This window comes from Pseudomonas sp. FG29 (genome assembly GCF_057809355.1).
Genome location: NZ_JBMDJU010000030.1, coordinates 1 through 21,710 on the forward strand (window position 1 = coordinate 1; position 21,710 = coordinate 21,710).

A 21,710-nucleotide genomic window follows, 5' to 3' on the forward strand; every position below is an offset into this window, starting at 1 on the left:
GATGGAGTGAGCGAACCCTGGCGCAGCCAGGGCCGGATGAACGGGCGGAGGGTTTGGTTACTTTGCCCGCAAAGTCACTCGCCCGGGAGGGCGAAACCAAAGGCATCAACAAAAACGCGGCAATCCGGAACAAACATCCCAACAACCAGCAAGCCAACACAAACTTGCCAGTCCAGTTTCAACCAAGCACTTACCCCTAAAGCGCAGAAAAGCCCATCTATGGCTTCCCCGTATAAGGCTTAGCGCAGCCAGCTATCCAGCAGCCCCGGCAGCTCGGAAAGGCTGGTGATCTGCGCATCCGGCGTGCCCTGGCCTTCCCAGGTTAGCCCTCGCGGATTGAACCAGATGGCGCGCATGCCGGCCGCCTGGGCCCCAGCGATGTCGTCGCTGGGGTGATCGCCGATATGCACGGCGCGCTCGGCAACCACACCGCCCGCGCGGCTGAGCGCCTCGCGGAAGGGCTTCGGATCGGGTTTACCCACGCCCAGTTCCTCGGCGCACAAGGCAAACTGGAAATACTCGGCCAGGCCCAGGCGGCGTACGTCGGCATTGCCATTGGTGATCACCCCGAGCAGGAAGCGCTCGGCCAGTGCCTCCAGCGTCGGATGCACCTCGGCGAACAGCTCCACCTGATGGCGCGCGCTGAGAAACACCTGAAAGCCGGCCTCGGCCAGTGCCTGTGCCTCGCCGTGTGGATAACCGGCGTCTTCCAGGGCGTGGAACAGAATGCGTCGGCGCAGCTCGCTGAGCCGATGCTTGAGCATCGGCTCGACTTCGAGCAAGCGGCTGCGCACGGCCCAGAGGTGCTCGATCGGCACTCCACCGAGACGGGGGGCATGCAGCGCCAGCCAGTTGCGCAGAGCGGCTTCGGCGTCCTGTATCACCGGGGTGACGTCCCACAGGGTGTCGTCGAGGTCGAAGGTGATCAAGTCGATGCTCATTCGCTACCGCCTTTGCGCTTGGCGCGTGGATGGGCCTGGTCGTAGACGTTGGCCAGATGCTGGAAGTCCAGGTGGGTGTAGATCTGTGTGGTGGCAATATCGGCGTGGCCGAGCAGCTCCTGCACGGCGCGCAGATCCTGCGAGGATTCCAGCATATGGCTGGCGAAGCTGTGGCGCAGCATGTGTGGATGCAGGTGCTGGCCCAGCTCGCGCACGCCGGCCTGGCGTACGCGCAGTTGCACTGCTCGTGGCCCGAGGCGGCGGCCCTGCTGGCTGATGAATACCGCGCCATCGCTCGGGTTGGCCAGTTTGCGCAGCGGCAGCCAATGCTCCAGCGCCTGGCGCGCCAGGCTGCCGACCGGCAGTTCGCGCACCTTGTTGCCCTTGCCGCGCACACGCACCAGGCCGGCGGGCAGGTCAAGGCCGTTGAGGTCGAGACCGACCAGCTCGGACAGGCGCAAACCGGAGGAATAGAACAGTTCGAGCATGGCCTGGTCGCGGCGGGCAATGAAGTCGTCCTCCACGGCGCCGTCGAGCAACTGCGCGCTGCGGTCGGCATCCAGGGTGCGCGGCAGGCGGCGTTCGCGTTTCGGCGGGCTGAGGCCGGTGGCCGGGTCGTGGCGGCACAGGCCTTCACGCAGCAGGTATTGATAGAGGCCGCGGGTGGCCGAGAGCAGTCGTGCCAGGCTGCGGCTGGATAGGCCCTGCTGATGCAGGCGAGCGATCAGGCGGCGCAGGTTGCGGGTATCCAGTGCGGCCCAGTCGCTCAGGCCTTCTGCTTCGCAGAAGGCCTGCACCTTGGCCAGATCGCGGCGATAGCCATCGAGGGTATGCACCGACACCTGGCGCTCGCGGCGCAGGTGTTCGAGGTAGGCATCAAGGTGGGTTTCAAGTGTCACGTGTCGGGCTCCGAGCGGGCCGAAGGTGGATGAGCCTCATCATCCACCCTACACGACCTAGCAGGCTGTTGAAAAACTACCTGCGTTGCCATTGCTGCGTTAAAAACAGCCTCAAAATGCTCATTTACAACACGTAAACTGCGCTTTTTCGGCTGTTTTTGCCTTGCACTGGCTGCCTCGCCTACGTTTTTCAACGGCCTGCTAGCGTACCGAACGCAGCGGGGTAGAGAAGCCTGGCAGAACGCGCGCCAGCACTTCGGCGATATAGCCGAGGAACAGCGTGCCCAGCGAACTCTTGTAGTGCTGCGGGTCGGCGCTGCCGATGGCCAGGACGCCATGCAGGCCTTGATGACTGAGGCTGACCACCGCTGCTGAACCGACCTGGTTGGCCTCGTCCTTGCCGAACAGGAACTCCAGCTCGTGCGGGCGCAGCACGCCGCAGATGGTCTTGCCGCCGCTGAGCAGGCCGCCGATCTGCTGGTGCGCTTCGGCCGAGCTGACCGAGCGACCGACTGGCAAGCGGTTGTCGCTGAACAGGATCAGGCCGACGAAGGGCACCTGGAACTCATGACGCAGGCTGTCTTCGACGATGCCGACCACTTCCTCCAGGCTGCCGGCATCGAGCAAATCGAGTACCAGACGACGGGTCTTGTCGAACAGGCGGTCGTTGTCGCGCGCTACATCCATCAGTTGGCCGAGACGATGACGCATCTCGATGTTGCGTTCGCGCAGCAGCTTGACCTGGCGCTCGACCAGCGACACGGCATTGCCGGGCTGATGGGGAATGCGCAGCTCGGGGATGAGTTCTTCATGGTCGATGAAGAACTCCGGGTGCAGGCGCAGGTAGGCGGCGACCGTCTCCGAGTCGAGCGTCTTGGGCGTGTCCTGCTGGTCGGTCATAGACGAACCTGTCCTTCGTAAACGCGGGCGGCGGGTCCGGTCATCATAACGGGATGGCCTTCGCCTGCCCACTCGATGAACAGCCGGCCACCGGGCAGTTCCAGTTGCACGGGCGAATCCATCCAGCCCTGGCGAATCGCTGCGACCGCTGCGGCGCAGGCGCCGGTACCGCAGGCCTGGGTTTCCCCGGCGCCGCGTTCCCATACGCGCAGGCGCGCCTGCTTGCGGCTTTGTACCTGCAGGAAACCGACGTTGACCCGTTGCGGGAAGCGCGGGTGATGTTCCAGCTTCGGTCCGAGCGTATGCACCGGTGCCTCATCGACATTGTCGACGCGCAGCACGGCGTGGGGATTGCCCATCGACAGTGCGGCCAGCTCGACGCTCTGGCCGTCGACCTCGACGCGATAACTGAGTGCGGCCTGTTCGGCCTGGAACGGCACCTGTTCCGGCTGCAGACGCGGGGCGCCCATGTTGACGCAGACCTGGCCGTCGTTCTGCACGCGCAGTTCGATGATGCCGCTCTTGGTTTCTACGCGAATGACCTTCTTGGTGGTCAGGCGCTTGTCCAGCACGAAGCGGGCGAAGCAGCGCGCACCGTTGCCGCATTGCTCTACTTCCGAACCGTCGGAGTTGAAGATGCGGTAGCGGAAGTCGACATCCGGATGGCTCGGCGGCTCGACGATCAGCAACTGGTCGAAGCCGACACCGGTGTGGCGGTCGCCCCATTGCTTGGCATGCTTGGGCTGCACGTGGGCGTGCTGACTGATCAGGTCGAGCGCCATGAAGTCATTGCCCAGGCCGTGCATCTTGGTAAAGCGCAATAGCATGGCTTTACCCTCAATCTGGCAGCAGGCTTTCGCCGGCGTAGAGCTCTTGAACGGTTTCGCGACGACGCACTTCGAATGCCTGCTCGCCATCGACCAGCACCTCGGCGGCGCGGCCGCGGGTGTTGTAGTTGGAGCTCATGACGAAGCCATAGGCACCGGCCGAGCGCACGGCCAGCAGGTCGCCTTCGGCGAGCACCAGTTGGCGATCCTTGGCCAGGAAGTCGCCGGTCTCGCAGATCGGCCCGACCAGGTCGTAGTTGCGCGCTTCGCCGTCACGTGGCTGCACCGGCGACACGTCCATCCAGGCCTGATACAGCGCCGGGCGGATCAGGTCGTTCATCGCGGCATCGATGATGGCGAAGTCCTTGTGTTCGGTGTGCTTGAGGTATTCCACCTGGGTCAGCAGCACGCCGGCATTGGCGACGATGAAGCGGCCCGGCTCGAATACCAGCGACAGGTCACGACCGGCCAGGCGCTTGCGCACGGCGGCGATGTAGTCACCTGCCAGCGGCGGCTGCTCATCGCGGTACTGCACGCCGAGGCCGCCACCGAGATCCAGGTGCTTGATGGTGATGCCGCGTGCGGCCAGCTTATCGACCAGCAGCAGCAGGCGATCCAGGGCGTCGAGGAAGGGTTCGAGGGTGGTCAGCTGCGAGCCGATATGGCAGTCGACGCCGATCACGTCCAGGTTCGGCAGCTCGGCGGCGCGGGCGTAGACCGCCTCGGCCTGCTCGATGTCGATGCCGAACTTGTTTTCCTTGAGACCGGTGGAGATGTACGGGTGAGTGCCGGCGTCCACGTCCGGGTTGACCCGCAGCGAGACCGGCGCCTTGACGCCCAGTTCGGCGGCGACCTTCTGCAGGCGCTCCAGCTCGACGCTGGATTCGACGTTGAAGCAGTGCACGCCGACTTCCAGGGCGCGGCGCATGTCGTCGCGGCTCTTGCCGACGCCGGAGAAAACGATGCGGCTCGGTTCGCCACCGGCGGCCAGCACGCGCTCCAGCTCACCGCTGGAAACGATGTCGAAGCCGGCGCCGAGGCGCGCCAGGACGTTCAGCACACCGATGTTGGAGTTGGCCTTGACCGCGAAGCAGACCAGGTGCGGCATGCCAGCCAGGGCATCGGCATAGGCACGGTACTGCCCTTCGATGTGCGCGCGGGAATAAACGTAGGTGGGCGTGCCGAAGCGCTGGGCCAGCGCAGACAAGGCAACGCCTTCCGCGAACAGCTCACCGTCGCGGTAGTTGAAGGCTTCCATGGTGGGCTCCTGTCAGAGTTCGAAACGGTCTCGGCTGTTGCCGGCTTTTTCGTCGCCCGGCATGTACAGCGGGCCTTTCTGGCCGCAGCCGGCCACCAGGCAGACAACGGCGAGGAGCGCGAGGGTCAGTCGCTTCATGGGACAGTCCTTGAAAAAAGCGTGAATTGCGCCGGAGTATACCGACCACCCGCGACCTTGCCTATGCGCCGAGCGCCCGTCCGGCGGGGGCTGGCCGAATCGGCCGGGTACAGGGGTTGCGATCGAGGAGACTGGATGGAACATCCCGCGACACTGGCCGGCTCGGTCTCTGTGGCTTACCTGCAGGGGCTGGTCGAACACCTGGAGCGTCATGGCGTCGCCGCGCCGGCGCTGCTCGCCCGTGCGCGGCTGACGCCCGCGCTGTTGCAGCAGCGGGAGCGGCGCGTCGCTGCCAGCGCTTACCTGCAACTGCTCGGCGAGGGCTGCCGGCTCAGTGGTGACGATTGCCTCGGCCTGCACCTGGGTGAGGCCGTGCGCCCCGGTTACTACGGTGTGCTCGGTCATCTGGTGATGAGTTGCGCCACCTTGGGTGACGCACTGCATCGCCAGGCACGCTACGCCTCGCTGGTCGGCAGCCTGGGGCGCGTAGGTTTGGACGACGAGCCGTCACGCGCCGGCTGCGAAGCTTTGGTGGCGCATAGCTGGGCGCCGTTTCTGGTGCAGCAGCAACGGCAGGTCAGCGAGGAGACCCTGGCCGGTTGGGTCAGTTTCGGTCGCTGGATCACCGGCCTGGACATTCCGCCGACCGAAGTGCGCTTTCGTCACGCTGCGCCGGCGGATGTTTCCGAGCACCAGCGCATCTTCCGCTGCCCGGTGCTGTTCGAACAGGCTGACAACGCGCTGGTGTTCCCCAAACGGCTGCTGAGCCTGCCCCTGAGCCAGGCCGATGCGCAGGTGCGGGCGATGTTCGAAGGCTATGCCGAGCGCCTGCTCGCCGAACTCGATCAGGGCCGCAGCGTGCTCGACCGTGCGCGCCTGATACTGGCCCAGCAACTGCCGGAGCAGGGTGCCGATCTGCAGGCCATCGCCAGCGCTCTGGCGCTCAGTCCGCGCACTCTGCAAAGACGCCTGGGTGAAGCCGGCCTGTCGTTCAGCCAGTTGGTCGACGAAACCCGCCAGCAACTGGTGCTGCACGCCTTGCATGAGCCGTCCCTGGATCTGGGCGAGATCGCCTTTCGCGTCGGCTTCAGCGAGCCGGGTTCATTGCTCAGGGCCTTTCGTCGCTGGACGGGAACGACTCCGGGCGAGTACCGTCGCCACCTTGGCGCCTAGGCGGTGGATCATGGCCTGGCGTTTTCGCCTATTTTTGCAGTCGTTGCACCGAGTGAGGACACCCCGATGAGCCTGAGCGAAGCCCGCTTCCACGATCTGATCGATGCCACCCAGCAAGCGGTCGAGGACATCTTCGACGACAGCGGCCTGGACGTTGACCTGGAAAACAGCGGGGGCGTGCTGACCGTGCGCTTCGAGAACGGCACGCAGTTGATCTTCAGTCGCCAGGTACCGATCCGCCAGCTTTGGGTGGCAGCCCGTTCGGGCGGTTTCCACTTCGACTACGACGAGGCCGAGCAGCATTGGATCTGCGACACCAGCGAAGAGCTGCTGAGCGAGATGCTCACCCGTTTCGTGGTCGAGCAGGCTGGCGCCGAGCTTGAGTTCGATGAGCTCTGAACCGCAGTCGCCGGCCTCACCCTGCCGGCGGCAGTGCTGCCTGGACGATCACGACATCTGCATCGGTTGCGGGCGCAGCCTGCAGGACATTCTCGACTGGGGCGCTGCCGATGCGCAGCGGCGCCGGCAGATCTGTCAGGCCGCCGAAGCGCGCCTGCGCTCGCGTAGATCGCCGAGCTGACCTGGCAGTCTTGTTTATTCGGCCAGCTGTGTTACGGTCGGCAAAACGTTGTGAAACCCCGTCTCCAAGACGGGGTTTTGCTTTTTTGAGCCATGGAATCCGTTCGCTACAGTAGAGCCGACGCGTAGTCGGCCATGGACGGTTTCTCACGCAAGGAGTCTGCCCGGCATCATGAACAGCGCACCCGCCATCACCATCACCCGTCTCGATCTGCAGCGCCTGGAGCGTCTGCTGGACTCGCTGGAGGACTTCGGCCCAGGCGCCGAAGCGCTGGAGAAAGAGCTGGCCCGGGCGCAGGTCGTGGGCCATGACGAAGTGCCGTCCGGCGTGGTGACCATGAATTCGCGCGTGCACTGCCGTGAGGAAAGCAGCGGCAAGGACTATCACCTGACCCTGGTTTATCCACAGGATGCCGGCGGCGAAGGCAAGGTCAGCATTCTTGCCCCTGTCGGCAGCGCGTTGCTGGGCCTTTCCGTCGGCCAGCATATCGATTGGCCGGTGCCGAGCGGCAAGCAGCTCAAACTGACCCTGCTGGCCGTGGAGTATCAGCCGGAGGCGGCGGGCGAGTACGACCGCTGACGAGCGGCTGCATCTGAACTAGAGTGAGGTCTCGCGCCATTGGCAAGGAGGCCTCGCCGTGCCCAGTCTTCCCCTCTACTTTCCGCCCAGTTGTTCGCGTGCCGATGCGTTGCAATGCGCCGATCTGGTCATGCTCGCCTATGACCAGTACGCCCAGTGGCAGACGCAAAAGCGCCCACGCCTGCCCGCGAACTTCCATTGGCAGTTGCCGAACCGGCCCGGCTGGCAGTTTTCCGCGCCGATCTGGAGCGTCCTCAGCGAGTGGCACCTGTTCAACGAGTCGGAGCCTTTCGGCTTCGCCGCGCGCGACCCGCAGGGCGATTGCTATCTGGTGTTTCGCGGCACCGAGTCGGTGCAGGACTGGCTCGATGATCTCGACCTGGATCAGGCCGACTACCCCTGGCAGGCCGATGCCGGCCCGGTGCACGACGGCTTCCTCAAGCTCTATACCTCGCTGCGTGACCAGGCCTTGCTGGCGCTGGACGACCTGCAGCCGCAGGCGCGGCTATGGGCCTGTGGGCACAGCCTGGGCAGCGCCTTGAGCAGCCTGGCGGTGCCGGATCTGCGCCGGCGCTGGCCGGTGTTGCCGCTGCAGCACTACAACTTCGCCAGCCCGCGCCTGGCTTCGCCCGCCTTTGCCCGCTACTACAACGACCTGGCCGTGCCCACCTTGCGTCTGGTCAACGACAGTGACCTGGTGCCCGAGGTGCCGCCAGCGGACAGTGATCGCTGGTTGTATCAGCATCTGGGCGTACCGGTGACCTTTACCGCCAGCTATGCCGGCGTCGCCGACAATCACAGCATGGGCGATTGCTACCTCTACGCCCTGTTGCACCCCGAAGCGCCGATGCGCGGCTAGCAGGTCGTTTTCACGGCCTGCTAGGCCTGCTGCAGCGCGGCGTTGAGTGCATCTTCCAGTTCGCTCTTGTAGCGCAGGTAGTGCACCGTTTGCGCCTGCTGCCCGGCCAGCACGGCGGACAGGTCGAGGTCGGTGATGTAGCACGGATAGCGTTCGCCGCCCGAGCGCTGGGCCAGGATGTGCTGCGCCACCGAGCGATAGAGGTCGCGACCGTACTCCAGCTCGGAAAATTCGCGGTGGTTGCAGTACAGGGTGACGTGGCGCTGGCGGCCGTCGCCTGGCTCGACAATGGCTTGCACGTCGTAGAACGGGTGGCTGATGGGCGCCTGCGGTGGCACCCGCCGCTCTACGCTCTGGGCGCGCAGCGGCGCATCGGGTTGCAGTTGGTAATAGAGCACCTCCAGCGGCATGTCGCTGCTGCTGAAATCGTCCAGCGGCAACTGGGCGTTGCGCCGGTACAGCAGTGATTGCAGGAAACGCTGCAGCGGGGTGAGCAGGCTCTGCTCGTCACGATAGGGCAGGCGCCTACGCCAAAGTGCGTTGTGCTCGTCGAGGACGGTCAACTCGGCCTCGCCGCTCTGCTCGTTCACGCGGTAGAACACCTGGATGGTCTGAGGCCGGCCCAGTGGCAGGATCAGCGCCAGATCCGTGCCTTCCAGCGCGTAGCGGTCGAGGTTCAGCGGGCTGTACAGCGCCTGTTCGGAGCCGAGATGGTCGAGCAGTGCCGGCAGATCGCCGAGGGCGGTGTGGCGCACCTGGCCGGGGGCCAGTTGCAACACGTGATAATGCTGGCGCACCTGCACCAGATAACGCGAGGCAGTCCCGCCGGCATAGCTGTCGAGCAGGTCGCGCAGCAGTTCCTCGACTCGGCTGGCGATGGCCGGAGCGCGGTTGCGGCAATAGCAGCGCACCTGGATCTCCGGGCGCGGGCCGTCTGGCGGCAGGCTGTTGAGCAGGTCGCTGAGGCAGTCGAGCAGGGCGTCTTCACCGTCGTAGCGGGCCACTTGCAGCTCGTTCCAGCTGTTGAGGCTGATCTGGTCGAGGGTCAACACCAGGTTTTCCCGTACGCCCGAGTAACCCAGGGCATCGATGCGCCCGGTGGTCATGTGCACATTCATCTGGCTGTGCTGCTTGAGCGGGTCGACACCGACATTGACCAGCAACAGCACCCGGTTCGGCACGCTGGCGCGCAGCAGCTCGGCTTCCTCCACCATTGGCAGCGGCAGCGGGAAACCCTGCTGCAGGCTGCTGATCAGATTGGCCAGTTCGAAGTCGCTGAGGTCGCTGGTGCCAGGATGCAGCGACAGGCGCGTACTGGCGTCGATCACGCCGTTGCGGTGGCACCAGGCGAGCAGTTCGCTCAGTTCGCGGGCGCGCTTGATCGGGGCGAAGTCCGGCCATTCCTGTGCGCTCAAGCTGCCGCTGTAGAGCGCCCACTGGTAATCGGCCGGGGTTTCCGGGTTGGGCTGCTGAACCAGGGTCAGGGTGTCTTCGGCCAGATCCGGGGCGATGCCCGGGTTGATGAACTCGACCTTGCCGGCCTTGCGTTCGAAGGCGGCGTACAAGCGTCGGCCAAGCACGTTGAGGTCGCGTGTGTTCAGCGAACTGCCAGCCTGGGCGTTGCGGGCGAACTGCGAGAGGAAGCGGTAGCTGTAGGTCAGCTCGTTGACCAGCACGCGGCGTTCGGCAGCCACCTGGCGCACCTTCCACTGGCTGCGGCTGTCGAGCACGGCGAGCTGGCGAGGATCCCAACCCCATTCGCCCGTCAGACGTTCGAGCAGCAGGCGTTGCCAGCTCTTGCTGCGACCACGGGCGGGCGGGCGGCTGATGCGCTTGTTCACCTTCAGGTACAGGCAGCGCCGTACCAGCTCCAGGCGCTCGCGGTCGTTGCGCCCGAGCAGGTATTCCTCCAGGCGGCGGTAAACCACGATGTAAGGGTCGAGTTCGTCCAGATCCAGGCGTCCCTGGAATACGGCCTGCTTGAAGCGCAGGGCCAGGCATTCGACCTTGGGGTGTTCGCTGGCGTAGACCTCGGTCAGCAGCAGCTTGAGCGCCGATTTGTAGGGAGATTCGATGCCTTTGTACAACTGCCACATGCCGGCGCCGACAAACTCTTGCGCGGGAATCTGTGCCAGGTGGCCGAGGTCGAGGACGTCGTCTTCACGCACGAAGCGTTTGCTCAGCAGGGTGCGGCAGTAATCTTCGTAGCGCGTTTCCTCGTAGACCGGCACCAGCCACCAGATCGGCGTGCGCCCGCCGAGCCAGATGGCCGTGCGGTAGAACTCGTCGAGCAGCAGGTAGTGCTGGGTGGTGCCGCAGTCATCGGAGGTCAGCTGCGCTTCGCGTGCGCCCTGGGTGAAGCGTTGCGGATCGACCAGAAAGACATGCACCTCGGCGCCCTGGGTGGCGGCCCAGCTTTCCAGCTGATCGCACTTTCTGCGCAGTTCCTGTAACTGCTGGGCATCCAGGTTCGAGGCATGGCACAGCCACAGATCCATGTCGCTCTGCTCGGCCTGTGCCACGGTGCCCAGGCTGCCCATCAGGAACAGGCCGTGCAGTGGGGCCGCGCCCTGGCCGCGACGCGGCTTGTAGGCGAAGGAGCGCGCCAGGCGCTGGACTTCGGCCAGGCTGGCGTCATCCGGCTCGAAGCCGCTGAGGCCGGCCGGAGTGCTGGCGGAGACGTAGCCGGGAAGCAATGGGTGGTTGACGTGCAACAGCAGCGGCAACAGCTTGAGCACCAGTTGCTGGCGCGTCGACAGGGCCTCAGTCGCCCGCTGCAGGCGGCCCTGGTTGATCTGCAGGAAGCGTGCGCGCAGTTGAGCGAGAACCTTGCGGTCGATGCCGTCGTCGATGTCCGGACGGATTTCGTGAATGCGCGTCATGCTCGAACTCTGCTGGGAATGAGGCAAGCCTATCAGCGGCGTGCTCGTCAGTGCAGTGCCTGTGACGCTATATCGCCCGCCGAACCTGCCTCTTGAGGGCGGCCGGCGGGCGCCAGGACTTAAGCCGCGGTGGTGCGCCGGCTGGCCAGAATGGTGAGCAGGGCTTGGGCGTGTTCGGCTGCATCAATGCCGAGGCTGGTCAGATAGCCGCCATCAGCCTGGCTGACCAGTCCTTTCTCGTAGAGGCGGGTGATGGCGCCCTGTGCCTTGAAGGACGCGTTGTTGTGCACCTTGAGCCCTTCCTGATGATTGTCCAGGTTGTACAGGGCGAGAATTTCCAGTTCATCGATCATTTCGGCGGTAAAGGACTTCATGGTGACTCCGTCTTGTTGTTGTGACGTTCCTGCAGTGTATAGCCCAGCGCAGAGGTCTGCCCGGTGCGCAACTGCCAATGTTCGAGAATATGCTGGTAAGTGCCGTCGCGCCTGATCTGGCGCATGCCGGTATCGAATTGGTGCATGAGCGCCTCTGCCTGCGGATGCTGGCGGGAGAAGGTCAGGTACAGCTGCGGGCGATGCACGGTCGCCAGCGGTGAAAACTGGCCAGCCAGTTCGGGATGTTCGCGCAGCAGAGCCTCGGTGGTGCCGCGAAAGGCGATCACATAATCCAAGCGCTCGCGCTGCAGCATCAGAAAACCGTTGATGTCGCGGCGCACCGGTACGCGCAGGATGTCCGCGTAATTGTCGAAATACTCGCCGTAGGTGTAGCCGATGGTCACGGCCACGCGCCTGCCGGCGATGTCATCCAGATCATTCACCAGGGCGCTGCCGGCGCGCCCCCAGAGCAGGATCTCGTCGCTGAACAGCATCTGCTCGGGCAGCAGGAACTGGGCGCGAATGGAATCATCGGGCGTGGTGTTGAAGCAGGCCGCCAGGCTGCCGATACGCGCCAGTTCCATGCAGCGCGAATAGGGATAGGGCGCCAGCTCGACGCTCGCCCCGCTGGCGTTGAAGGCCGCACGCACGATATCCACCGACATGCCCTGTACACGGCCTTCGCGCAGGGCCGTGTAGGGGAACCAATCGTCTTCCGCGCCGATCCGCACCGGATCGGCCTTGGCACTGCCGACCAGCGCCAGGGAGAGCGCCAGCGCCTGCAGGTGTCGGTGGAGCATCGACTGGGAGTCCTTGTCGTTCGGGTACGACGTTGACCCTAGCAATCTATCGGCCAGTACGGCCAGTGGCGTGGATCAATTACCCGTCAGTCTTCTGCTGGCAGTTCGGGCAGGGCGCGCAGGGCCTGCTCGTACCAGACGCCGTCGAACGGGCGGTCGTCGCGCAGCATGGCATCGACCTCATGGGCCAGCACCAGGGCCATGAGGTCGAGAATTTCCTCGCGCTCGTAGCCCACCAGGGTCAGCTTGTTGTAGACCGCCGTGGCCGCAGCCGGCTCGCCGCTTTCCAGCTGATTCTCGATGGCCTGCACCAGGGTCGCTTCGGCGAAGGCTTCGTCGTCAGGGGTATTGTCTTGATCGCTCATGGTTCACTCCTCGCGTGGGCCGGCAGCGAAGTCGAGCAATGCCTGGCCAGTCAGTCGATAGGTCGTCCACTCGCTTTGCGGGCGGGCGCCGAAGGATTCGTAGAAGTCGATCGCCGGGGTGTTCCAGTCCAGCACCGACCATTCGAAGCGGCCACAGCCACGGGCCACGGCCAATTGTGCCAGGTGACGCAGCAACGCCTTGCCGGCGCCGATGCCACGAGCCTGCGGGCTGACGTAGAGGTCTTCCAGGTACAGGCCGTGTTTGCCCAGCCAGGTGGAGTAGTTGAAGAAGTACACCGCATAGCCGATGGGCTGGCCGTCGTTCTCGCAGATCAGGCCGTGGGCGGTGCTGCCCTCGGCGAACAGGCTGTCGCGGATGCCGGCGGCATCGGTTTTCACTTCATGCTCGGCCTTCTCGTAGATGGCCAGTTCGGTGATGAAACGCAGGATCAGCTCGGCGTCGTCAGGGGTGGCGGGACGGATGGTTAGGGACATTGGCGTATCTCGTAAAGGGTTAGCCGTAGGTCAGGGTCAGCCACGTCAGTGGCAACCCCACCAGGCAGAAGAAGCCGAACGCTGCGACCCAGGCCGTGCGCGAACCCATTGGGTCGTCCACGCGTAGCGGCAGGTTTGGGTAGCGGCCCAGCGTCATTAGCCGCAGGGCCAGCCAGCCGGTGCCGTACAGAATGTAGCCAACCACGACCTCGAGTACGAACTCGGCGAGTAACGCCAGGCCGTGCAGCAATAATTCGAACATGGGAATTCCTTTTCCCTGATGATTCCCGCCAGCGTTCAGCGAGTCGCCAGCAATTCGCGGCCACGCAGTACCGCAGCACGCACCTGATTCGGAGCCGTGCCACCGATATGGTCGCGGGCATTCACCGAGCCTTCCAGGGTCAGCACGGCGAACACGTCCTGCTCGATCTGGTCGCTGAACTGGCGCAGTTCGTCCAGGCTCATTTCGGCCAGATCCTTGCCGCTCTCTACGCCGTACTTCACCGCGTGGCCGACGATCTCGTGGCAGTCACGGAACGGCAGGCCCTTGCGTACCAGGTAGTCGGCCAGGTCGGTGGCGGTGGAGAAGCCGCGCAGCGCCGCCTCGCGCATGATTTCGCGCTTGGGCTTGATCGCCGGCACCATGTCGGCGAAGGCGCGCAGGCTGTCGCGCAGGGTATCGGCGGCGTCGAACAGCGGTTCCTTGTCTTCCTGGTTGTCCTTGTTGTAGGCCAGCGGCTGGCCTTTCATCAGGGTCAGCAGGCCGGTCAGGGCGCCGAATACGCGGCCGCTCTTGCCGCGCACCAGCTCGGGCACGTCCGGGTTCTTCTTCTGCGGCATGATCGAGGAGCCGGTGCAGAAACGATCCGGCAGGTCGATGAACTGGAACTGCGCGGATGTCCACAGCACCAGCTCTTCGGAGAAGCGCGACAGGTGCATCATCGCCAGGGAGGCGGCGGCGCAGAATTCGATGGCGAAGTCGCGATCCGACACGCCGTCCAGCGAGTTGCCGCCCACGGCGTCGAAACCCAGCAGCTCGGCGGTGATTTCGCGAGCGATCGGGTAGGTGGTGCCGGCCAGTGCCGCCGAGCCCAACGGCATGCGGTTGGTGCGCTTGCGGCAGTCGACCAGGCGCTCGTAGTCGCGCGACAGCATCTCGAACCAGGCCAGCAGGTGATGGCCGAAGGTCACTGGCTGCGCGGTCTGCAGATGGGTGAAGCCGGGCATGATGGTGTCTGCTTCGGCTTCGGCCAGGCCCAGCAGGCCCTGCTGCAGACGGGTGATCTCGGCCAGGATCAGGTCGATCTCGTCACGCAGCCACAGGCGGATGTCGGTGGCCACCTGGTCGTTGCGCGAGCGGCCGGTGTGCAGCTTCTTGCCGGTCACGCCGATGCGGTCGGTCAGGCGTGCCTCGATGTTCATGTGCACGTCTTCCAGGTCGACGCGCCAGTCGAACTGGCCAGCTTCGATCTCGCCCTGAATCTGCTTCAGGCCGTCGATGATGGCGTCACGCTCGGCATCGGTGAGCACGCCGACCTTGGCCAGCATGGTGGCGTGGGCCATGGAGCCCATGATGTCGTGGCGGTACAGGCGCTTGTCGAATTCGACCGAGGCGGTGAAGCGGGCTACGAAGGCGTCGACGGGCTCGCTGAAGCGGCCGCCCCAGGATTGGTTGGTTTTTTCGCTGCTCATGATTTGGGCTCTGGATCGGGCAAGCCGCATCGGCGGCCAGCATGGCGGACAAAGTGTGCCGATAATAACAGGGTCTGGCTCGCTGCCGATCAGAGAAGGCGTCATGAGGTTTGCAGATGCCGATAACGAGGGCGTCGATGAATTTGTCGTCTGGTCGGCATTTTGGTGCTTTATTTTGCTTGGCTGGCGCCGTCTGGCTTGCTGCCGCCTGAAGCGACACGGAAACTGCTGTGATGCCTAGCCGAACTGCTGTGAACCCTGCGAAGACGACTTCGGTCGATGACTTCTTCGTGCCCGAACTGTGCCAGCCTGAAGCGCTGCTGAGCATGGTGCTGCTGGCCGAGCTGCTGGTGCTGGTACTGGTGCTCGCCGAGCCCATGTTGCCGACGTTCGATTGGGTGCGCCTGGCGCTGACGTCCCTGTTCGTGCAGTGGATCGTGCTCCTTTCCGCCGCGCTGTTGTGCCGGCTGCGGCCGCTGTTGGCGCGGCTGCGCCCGGCATTGGCCGGTGTGCTGTGTTGCCTGTTGGTGGTGGTGCTGACCCTGTGTTGCACGGCGGTGGCGGATTACTACGACCTTGGCGGGCCGTTGCCACGCAATGGCGAGACGCGGCTTTATCTGCGTCATGCGCTGATAAGCCTGATCATGTCTGCGCTGCTGCTACGCTATTTCTATCTGCAGAGCCAATGGCGTCGGCAGGAGCAGGCTGAACTGCGCGCACGCATCGAATCGTTGCAGGCGCGTATCCGTCCGCACTTCCTGTTCAACAGCCTGAACAGCATTGCCAGCCTGGTCGCGATCGATCCCGCCAAGGCGGAGCAGGCAGTGCTGGATCTGTCCGACCTGTTCCGGGCGAGCCTGGCCAGGCCCGGCTCGCTGGTCTCGTGGGGAGAGGAGATGGAGTTGGCAAAACGATATCTGTCCATCGAGCACTATCGGCTCGGTGAGCGACTACAGTTGCAGTGGGAGGTCGAAGGTGTGCCGGAGGATCTGCCGATTCCCCAGCTGACCCTGCAACCCTTGTTGGAAAACGCGTTGATCTACGGCATCCAGCCACGCATCGAAGGTGGCCTGGTGCGGATCGACGCGGATTACCAGGACGGTGTGTTCAGTTTGTGTGTAAGCAATCCGTATGAAGAGCGTGGCGAGCAGACGCCATCACGGGGTACGCACCAGGCACTGGGTAATATCGATGCGCGGTTGACGGCACTTTTCGGCCCGCGTGCGAGTCTCAGCGTGGAGCGCCGTGACGGCCGTCACTACAGCTGTCTACGCTATCCTTGTGCGAGACTCACGCAGGAAGCCAGAGCAATATGAATGTCCTGATCGTCGATGACGAACCCCTCGCCCGCGAGCGCCTCAGCCGCATGGTCGGCGAACTCGAGGGTTACCGAGTCCTGGAGCCTGCCGCCAGCAATGGCGAGGAGGCGCTGACCCTGATCGACAGCCTGAAACCGGATGTCGTCCTGCTGGATATCCGCATGCCCGGGCTGGACGGGCTGCAGGTCGCGGCCAAGCTCTGCGAGCGTGAAGCGCCGCCGGCGGTGATCTTCTGCACCGCGCATGACGAATTCGCCCTGGAGGCCTTCCAGGTCAGCGCCGTCGGCTATCTGGTCAAGCCGGTGCGCCCGGAAAACCTCAGCGAAGCACTGAAGAAGGCCGAGCGTCCCAATCGTGTGCAACTGGCGGCACTGACGCGCCCTGCGGCGGAAACCGGCAATGGCCCGCGTACTCACATCAGTGCGCGCACCCGCAAGGGGATCGAGCTGATCCCGCTGGATCAGGTGATCTACTTCATCGCCGACCACAAATACGTGACCCTGCGCCACGAAGGCGGCGAAGTGCTGCTGGACGAGCCGCTCAAGGCCCTCGAGGATGAGTTCGGCGACCGCTTCGTGCGTATCCACCGCAACGCACTGGTCGCACGCGAGCGCATCGAGCGCCTGCAGCGCACGCCGCTGGGGCATTTCCAGCTTTTCCTCAAGGGGCTCGGCGGCGACGCTCTGGTGGTGAGCCGGCGTCATGTCGCCGGTGTGCGCAAGCTGATGCAGAACCTCTGACGCGGCCTGCCAGGCCGAACGATTGCTGCCTGGCATGTCGCGCCCTGACATCCTGCGACCATCGCGCCGGGGCGCTCGATGTCCCGAGCTTGCTATGATGGCGGCAGTTCGTTCTCTGGAATTGCCCCATGTCCCGCGAAATCCGCATCGCCACCCGCAAGAGTGCCCTGGCCCTTTGGCAGGCCGAATACGTCAAAGCCCGTCTGGAACAGGCGCATCCTGGCCTCAAGGTCAGCCTGGTGCCCATGGTCAGCCGTGGCGACAAGCTGCTCGACGCGCCGCTGGCGAAGATTGGCGGTAAGGGCTTGTTCGTCAAGGAACTGGAGACCGCGCTGCTGGAGAACGAAGCCGACATCGCCGTGCATTCGATGAAGGACGTGCCCATGGATTTTCCCGAGGGCCTGGGGCTTTACTGCATCTGCGAGCGTGAAGATCCGCGCGATGCCTTCGTCTCCAACACCTTCGACAGCCTTGACGCGCTGCCGGCTGGCAGCGTGGTCGGCACCTCCAGTCTGCGCCGTCAGGCCCAGTTGCTGGCGCGCCGGCCCGATCTGAAAATCCAGTTCCTGCGTGGCAACGTCAACACCCGTCTGGCCAAGCTCGATGCCGGCGAGTATGACGCCATCATCCTCGCCGCCGCCGGGCTGATTCGCCTGGGCTTCGAGGCGCGCATTCGCAGTTCGATCAGCGCCGAGGACAGCCTGCCGGCCGGGGGGCAGGGCGCCGTGGGTATCGAGTGCCGCAGCGCCGACACTGACGTGCATGCCTTGCTGGCGCCGCTGCACCACCGCGAAACCGCCCTGCGCGTCACCGCCGAACGTGCCCTGAACAAACGCCTGAATGGCGGCTGCCAGGTACCCATTGCCTGCTACGCCCTGCTCGAAGATGACCAGCTGTGGCTGCGTGGCCTGGTCGGCCAACCGGACGGTGGCTTGCTGCTGCGCGCCGAGGAGCGTGCTGCCAGTGGCGATGCCGAGGCGCTGGGCGTGCGGGTCGCCGAGGCGCTGCTGGCGCAGGGCGCGGAGGACATCCTCAAGGCGGTCTATGGTGAGGCCGGTCACCCGTGAACAGCTGGCGCCTGCTGCTGACCCGTCCTGCGGAGGATTGTGCGGCGCTGGCGCAGACACTGGCTGCGCAGGGTATCGCCAGCCACTGCATGCCGCTGCTGGCTATCGAGGCACTGGCCGAGACGGACGCACAGCGCAGCACCTTCGCCGACCTGCAGCGCTATTGCGCGGTGATCGTGGTCAGCAAACCAGCGGCGCGGATCGGCTTGCAGTTGCTCGCCCAGTTGCGGACGTCGCTGCCCAGCATGCCCTGGTTCAGCGTCGGCGCCGCCACGGCTGCGCTGCTGGCCGAGCGTGGCCTGCAGGTGCACTACCCCGAGACCGGTGATGACAGCGAGGCGCTGCTGGCGTTGCCGGGCCTGCAGCAGGCCATCGCCGGGGCGTCGTTGCCGCGCGTGCTGATCCTGCGCGGTGAGGGTGGCCGAGAATTTCTGGCCGAGCGCTTGCGCGGCCAAGGCGTCACGGTCGACTATCTGCCACTTTACCGGCGCACGCTGCCTGCCTACCCGGCTGGGGAGTTGTCGCGCTGTGTGCGAGCGGAACGCTTGAACGGCCTGGTGGTCAGCAGTGGACAGGGGCTTGAACACCTGCAGCAACTGGCAGGCGATGACTGGCCGGCGCTGGCTCGGCTACCCTTGTTCGTACCCAGCCCGCGTGTGGCGGATCAGGCGCGCCTTGCAGGCGCCGAAATCGTTGTGGACTGTCGCGGTGCGAGTGCCGCGGCCTTGCTGGCAGCCCTGGAGCAGTTTCCGGCTGCCGCCCTCTAAAAGGACGGATACGTGAGCGAAGCAGCCACCCCGAAAGCACAAGAAGAAAACCCGACCCTCGAGGTACCAACGCCTCCCACTCCGCCCGCCAAGGCGCCACGTTCAGCGGCTGGTGCGTTTGCTGCGCTCGCCTTGCTGGTCGGTCTGGGCGGCGCTGCTGCCGGCGGCTGGAGTCTCTGGCAATTGCAGCAGTTGCAGGGGCAGCAGCAACAACAGACGCAGGCCATGCAGCGTATGAATGACGCCAGTGCCACGAAAGTGGACGAGCTGGCTCAGCGCCTGGATTCGCGTCTGGCCGCGCTGCCCAGTGCTGCCGAGCTGGATGAGCGTCGCCGTCTGTTGGCCAGCCTGCAAGGCGATCAGCAGCGTCTGAGCCAGCGTCTGGAGTCCGTACTCGACGGTTCGCGCCAGGACTGGCGCCTGGACGAAGCTGAACACCTGCTGCGTCTGGCCACCCTGCGCCTGAATGCGCTGCAGGACGTCACCAGTGCCGAGGCTCTGGTGCAGGCAGCCGATGACATTCTTCGTCAGCAGGACGACCCTGCCGCCTACGCCGCCCGCGAACAATTGAGCCGCAGTCTGGAAGCCCTGCGTACCACGCAGCGCCCGGATCGCGTGGGATTGTTCCTGCAACTCGGCGCCCTGCGTGAGCAGGCCGCCACCCTCAATCCACTGGCGCCGACGTTGGAGGGCCAGGGTGACGCGCTTTCCGAACTGGCTGCCGAAGGCGATGGCAGTGCCTGGTGGAGCGAGTGGCTGAAAACCCTGTCGCAGTATTTCCGTATCGAATTCGATGCCGACCGCAATGTGCGCCCGCTGCTGTCCGGGCAGAGCCTGGCGCAAGTCCGTCTGAGCCTGTCGCTGGCGCTGGAGCAGGCCCAGTGGGCCGCGCTGCATGGGCAGGCTGGTGTGTACAAACAGTCGTTGAAACAGGCCGAGGAGATTCTCGATGCCCACTTCAATCTGGATAACCCGGACAGTCGTGCCCTGCGTCAGCGTTTCTCTGAGCTGGCTGATGCGAGCGTCGAGGTCAAGGTGCCGGATCTGAGCGAATCGCTCGATGCGTTGCAGGCCTATCTGAAACGCAAGCATGACCAGCGTCGGCAGGGGGCCGCAGCGGCCGAGGAGGTGCAATGAAGCGCCTGCTCTGGCTCCTCGTATTGCTAGCCATCGGTGCCGGCATCTACCTGCTGAGTCTCGCCATCGAAGCCGATCATGGCTATGTCCTGTTCGCCTACAAGGGCTTCCGTTACCAGTCCGGGCTGTGGGCATTCCTCGCCCTGGTCATCGTGCTGGTGGCGCTCTATTACCTGACCAAGGCACTGTTGCGTCTGTTGCTCAGCTCTACCCGACTGGCCAACCCCTGGTCGCGCCTGCATCGCAATCGGCGCGTACGCCAGGCATCCGAGCAAGGGTTGCTGGATCTGGCCGAAGGACGCTGGGCCCGCGCGCTGCGCCAGTTGTCACGCGCCGCTGAGGCCGATAGCCAGCCGCTGATGTATTACCTCGGCGCTGCCCGCGCCGCGAACAAGCTGGGGCAGCATGAGCAGAGCGATGCCTTGCTCGAGCGTGCGCTGCAGCAGCAACCCCAGGCTGAATTGGCCATTGCTTTGACTCACGCGCAATTGCAGGTCGAACGTGGCCAGAGCGATGCCGCACTGGACACCCTGCAGGCCATGCGTGAGCGTCATCCCAGCCATCACCAGGTGCTGCGGCGTTTGCAGCAGCTTTACCAGCAGCGTCAGGACTGGTCTGCATTGCTGGGTCTGCTGCCCGAGCTGGGCAAGGAAAAGGCGCTGCCGGCTGCCGAGCTGGATGAGCTGGAGCGACAAGTCTGGCGGGGACGTCTGGCTGATCTCGGTGAGCAAGGACTGAGCGAGGGTGAAACGGCTCTGCAGCCACTGACTCAGGCCTGGAACCAGCTATCTTCCGCCCTGCGCCAAGAGCCCGAGCTGATTGCCGCCTACGTCGAGCAATTGCGTCGGCTGGGCGCGCAGGAGGAAGCCGAGCAGGTGCTGCGCGCGGCACTCAAACGCAGCTATGACAGTCGTCTGGCACGTTTCTATGGTGTTTTGCGCGGCAGCGACCCAGCACGCCAGTTGGAGAACGCCGAGGGTTGGCTGAAGCAGCATCCCGATGACCCGGCGCTGCAACTGACCCTGGGGCGGCTATGCCTGCAGAATCAGTTGTGGGGCAAGGCCCGCGATTACTTCGAGAGCAGCCTGCGCCTTGAACGCCACCCAGAAACCTGTGCCGAGCTGGCACGTCTGCTGGCTCAGCTGGGCGAGCTGGAACGCAGCAATCAGTTGCTGCTGGAGAGCCACAATCTGCTTCATCAGCGCTTGCCGAACCTGCCGCAACCCCAGGCCGCAAGCGTCTGAATGGACAAAGGGGCGTTTCGTTTGGATGAACAGCCCCTGATCGAACGCGAGGCGCCTTGAAAGGCGCCCTCGCTTTCCTCTACCGTACTGCCCTCGATTCCCCTCCCGGAGCCATCATGCAATTGGCCAGCCCGCGTCCCCTGTTCTTCCTGGCATTCCTCGGCTGCGTCCTGCTCATGGCAGTGGCTCTTTATCTGGAGCATGTGGTGGGGCTCGAACCCTGCCCGCTGTGCATCGTCCAGCGTATCTGCGTGATCGGCTTCGGTCTGGTCTGCCTGGTGGCGGCCATTCATGGCCCGGCGCGTGGCGGTCAGCGCGTCTATGCGGTGCTGGCACTGCTGTTCGCCCTCGGCGGAGCGGCAACCGCTGGCCGGCAGATCTGGCTGCAAAGCGTGCCGCCTGAGCAACTGGAGGCTTGCCTGCCTGGACTCGAATACATGATCGAGGCATTCCCGCTTCAGGAAATCGTCAGCAAGGTCTTCCGCGGTACGGCGGATTGCGCCGAGGTCAACTGGACCCTGTTTGGCATGAGCATTCCCGAGTGGAGTCTGCTGGGCTTCATCGGCATGCTGGGCTTCGCTTTCTATCAGTTGCTGCGTCGCCGTTGAGCCGCTTCGGCTGTGATTTGCCGATTAAACGCTCGTATGAACTTTTCTGTTCGGATACCTTGAAGG

At 64.7% G+C, this 21,710-nt stretch carries 26 protein-coding genes; 13 read left to right on the plus strand and 13 right to left on the minus strand.

Annotation, left to right across the window (positions count from 1 at the left end; genetic code table 11):
* Positions 1–200 (plus strand): hypothetical protein (locus ACODS1_RS21390; protein ID WP_489087242.1); only part of this gene is annotated, 200 nt, incomplete at its 5' end.
* Between the two features lie 39 nt (positions 201–239).
* On the opposite strand, the gene ACODS1_RS21395 is transcribed toward ACODS1_RS21390, so the two are convergent.
* The 6 genes from ACODS1_RS21395 to lptM form a co-directional block, all read right to left on the minus strand.
* The gene (locus tag ACODS1_RS21395; RefSeq protein WP_489087243.1) at positions 240–941 is read right to left on the minus strand and encodes an HAD family hydrolase; all 702 of its coding nucleotides are present in this window, start codon (positions 939–941) and stop codon (positions 240–242) included.
* Positions 938–1,840: a tyrosine recombinase XerC gene (gene xerC / locus ACODS1_RS21400; protein WP_489087244.1), complete on the minus strand. Its 903-nt coding sequence runs from the start codon at positions 1,838–1,840 to the stop codon at positions 938–940. The genes ACODS1_RS21395 and xerC overlap by 4 nt, the downstream gene beginning before the upstream one ends.
* A 201-nt stretch (positions 1,841–2,041) precedes the next feature.
* Positions 2,042–2,740, minus strand: a complete 699-nt coding sequence (locus ACODS1_RS21405; protein ID WP_489087245.1) for a DUF484 family protein — start codon at positions 2,738–2,740, stop codon at positions 2,042–2,044.
* Positions 2,737–3,567 carry a diaminopimelate epimerase gene (gene dapF, locus ACODS1_RS21410; protein WP_489087246.1) on the minus strand — a complete coding sequence of 277 codons (831 nt, stop codon included), beginning with the start codon at positions 3,565–3,567 and terminating at the stop codon, positions 2,737–2,739. Before dapF ends, ACODS1_RS21405 begins: the two co-directional genes overlap by 4 nt.
* A gap of 10 nt (positions 3,568–3,577) precedes the next feature.
* Positions 3,578–4,825: a diaminopimelate decarboxylase gene (lysA, locus tag ACODS1_RS21415; protein ID WP_489087247.1), complete on the minus strand. Its 1,248-nt coding sequence runs from the start codon at positions 4,823–4,825 to the stop codon at positions 3,578–3,580.
* Positions 4,826–4,837: 12 nt separating this feature from the next.
* Positions 4,838–4,963: an LPS translocon maturation chaperone LptM gene (gene lptM / locus ACODS1_RS21420; RefSeq protein ID WP_268180623.1), complete on the minus strand. Its 126-nt coding sequence runs from the start codon at positions 4,961–4,963 to the stop codon at positions 4,838–4,840.
* A gap of 135 nt (positions 4,964–5,098) precedes the next feature.
* On the opposite strand from lptM, the gene ACODS1_RS21425 reads away from it, so the two are divergent.
* The 5 genes from ACODS1_RS21425 (at position 5,099) to ACODS1_RS21445 (ending at position 8,154) form a co-directional block, all read left to right on the plus strand.
* Positions 5,099–6,136 (plus strand): AraC family transcriptional regulator, encoded by a 1,038-nt coding sequence (locus ACODS1_RS21425; protein ID WP_489087248.1) that lies wholly within the window; start codon positions 5,099–5,101, stop codon positions 6,134–6,136.
* 66 nt (positions 6,137–6,202) lie between these two features.
* The gene (cyaY, locus tag ACODS1_RS21430) at positions 6,203–6,535 is read left to right on the plus strand and encodes an iron donor protein CyaY (RefSeq protein ID WP_489087249.1); all 333 of its coding nucleotides are present in this window, start codon (positions 6,203–6,205) and stop codon (positions 6,533–6,535) included.
* The gene (locus ACODS1_RS21435; protein ID WP_489087250.1) at positions 6,525–6,716 is read left to right on the plus strand and encodes a DUF1289 domain-containing protein; all 192 of its coding nucleotides are present in this window, start codon (positions 6,525–6,527) and stop codon (positions 6,714–6,716) included. The genes cyaY and ACODS1_RS21435 overlap by 11 nt, the downstream gene beginning before the upstream one ends.
* A gap of 171 nt (positions 6,717–6,887) precedes the next feature.
* Positions 6,888–7,295 (plus strand): nucleoside diphosphate kinase regulator, encoded by a 408-nt coding sequence (gene rnk / locus ACODS1_RS21440; RefSeq protein ID WP_322981804.1) that lies wholly within the window; start codon positions 6,888–6,890, stop codon positions 7,293–7,295.
* Between the two features lie 58 nt (positions 7,296–7,353).
* Positions 7,354–8,154, plus strand: coding sequence for a lipase family protein (locus tag ACODS1_RS21445; protein WP_489087251.1), 801 nt, complete (start codon positions 7,354–7,356; stop codon positions 8,152–8,154).
* Between the two features lie 20 nt (positions 8,155–8,174).
* On the opposite strand, the gene ACODS1_RS21450 is transcribed toward ACODS1_RS21445, so the two are convergent.
* From ACODS1_RS21450 to argH, 7 genes are all read right to left on the minus strand, one after another.
* Positions 8,175–11,036 (minus strand): class I adenylate cyclase, encoded by a 2,862-nt coding sequence (locus tag ACODS1_RS21450; protein ID WP_489087252.1) that lies wholly within the window; start codon positions 11,034–11,036, stop codon positions 8,175–8,177.
* A 119-nt stretch (positions 11,037–11,155) separates the two neighbouring features.
* Positions 11,156–11,410, minus strand: a complete 255-nt coding sequence (locus ACODS1_RS21455) for a TIGR02647 family protein (protein WP_322981809.1) — start codon at positions 11,408–11,410, stop codon at positions 11,156–11,158.
* Positions 11,407–12,210 carry a substrate-binding periplasmic protein gene (locus ACODS1_RS21460; RefSeq protein ID WP_489087253.1) on the minus strand — a complete coding sequence of 268 codons (804 nt, stop codon included), beginning with the start codon at positions 12,208–12,210 and terminating at the stop codon, positions 11,407–11,409. The genes ACODS1_RS21455 and ACODS1_RS21460 overlap by 4 nt, the downstream gene beginning before the upstream one ends.
* A gap of 86 nt (positions 12,211–12,296) precedes the next feature.
* The gene (locus ACODS1_RS21465; protein ID WP_489087254.1) at positions 12,297–12,575 is read right to left on the minus strand and encodes a hypothetical protein; all 279 of its coding nucleotides are present in this window, start codon (positions 12,573–12,575) and stop codon (positions 12,297–12,299) included.
* Between the two features lie 3 nt (positions 12,576–12,578).
* Positions 12,579–13,070 carry a GNAT family N-acetyltransferase gene (locus tag ACODS1_RS21470; protein WP_322981812.1) on the minus strand — a complete coding sequence of 164 codons (492 nt, stop codon included), beginning with the start codon at positions 13,068–13,070 and terminating at the stop codon, positions 12,579–12,581.
* Between the two features lie 19 nt (positions 13,071–13,089).
* Positions 13,090–13,332 (minus strand): hypothetical protein, encoded by a 243-nt coding sequence (locus ACODS1_RS21475; RefSeq protein ID WP_489087255.1) that lies wholly within the window; start codon positions 13,330–13,332, stop codon positions 13,090–13,092.
* 35 nt (positions 13,333–13,367) lie between these two features.
* A complete protein-coding gene (gene argH / locus ACODS1_RS21480) occupies positions 13,368–14,762 on the minus strand; it encodes an argininosuccinate lyase (RefSeq protein ID WP_489087256.1) in 1,395 nt (464 codons plus the stop codon).
* Positions 14,763–14,995: 233 nt separating this feature from the next.
* Between argH and ACODS1_RS21485 the strand changes: the two genes are divergently transcribed.
* The 7 genes from ACODS1_RS21485 (at position 14,996) to ACODS1_RS21515 (ending at position 21,644) form a co-directional block, all read left to right on the plus strand.
* Positions 14,996–16,078 (plus strand): sensor histidine kinase, encoded by a 1,083-nt coding sequence (locus ACODS1_RS21485; protein ID WP_489087257.1) that lies wholly within the window; start codon positions 14,996–14,998, stop codon positions 16,076–16,078.
* Entirely contained in the window at positions 16,075–16,821 is a 747-nt protein-coding gene (locus ACODS1_RS21490) for a LytR/AlgR family response regulator transcription factor (RefSeq protein WP_489087258.1), read from the plus strand. The genes ACODS1_RS21485 and ACODS1_RS21490 overlap by 4 nt, the downstream gene beginning before the upstream one ends.
* Positions 16,822–16,949: 128 nt before the next feature.
* Complete coding sequence (gene hemC / locus ACODS1_RS21495; RefSeq protein WP_489087259.1) at positions 16,950–17,888, plus strand: hydroxymethylbilane synthase; 939 nt, start codon at positions 16,950–16,952, stop codon at positions 17,886–17,888.
* Positions 17,885–18,655 carry a uroporphyrinogen-III synthase gene (locus ACODS1_RS21500; protein ID WP_489087260.1) on the plus strand — a complete coding sequence of 257 codons (771 nt, stop codon included), beginning with the start codon at positions 17,885–17,887 and terminating at the stop codon, positions 18,653–18,655. The genes hemC and ACODS1_RS21500 overlap by 4 nt, the downstream gene beginning before the upstream one ends.
* A 12-nt stretch (positions 18,656–18,667) precedes the next feature.
* On the plus strand, positions 18,668–19,792 hold the full coding sequence (locus ACODS1_RS21505) for a uroporphyrinogen-III C-methyltransferase (protein ID WP_489087261.1): 1,125 nt from the start codon (positions 18,668–18,670) through the stop codon (positions 19,790–19,792).
* Positions 19,789–21,036, plus strand: a complete 1,248-nt coding sequence (locus tag ACODS1_RS21510; protein ID WP_489087262.1) for a heme biosynthesis HemY N-terminal domain-containing protein — start codon at positions 19,789–19,791, stop codon at positions 21,034–21,036. Before ACODS1_RS21505 ends, ACODS1_RS21510 begins: the two co-directional genes overlap by 4 nt.
* A 116-nt stretch (positions 21,037–21,152) precedes the next feature.
* The gene (locus tag ACODS1_RS21515; RefSeq protein ID WP_322981820.1) at positions 21,153–21,644 is read left to right on the plus strand and encodes a disulfide bond formation protein B; all 492 of its coding nucleotides are present in this window, start codon (positions 21,153–21,155) and stop codon (positions 21,642–21,644) included.
* The last annotated feature ends 66 nt before the right edge of the window (positions 21,645–21,710 follow it).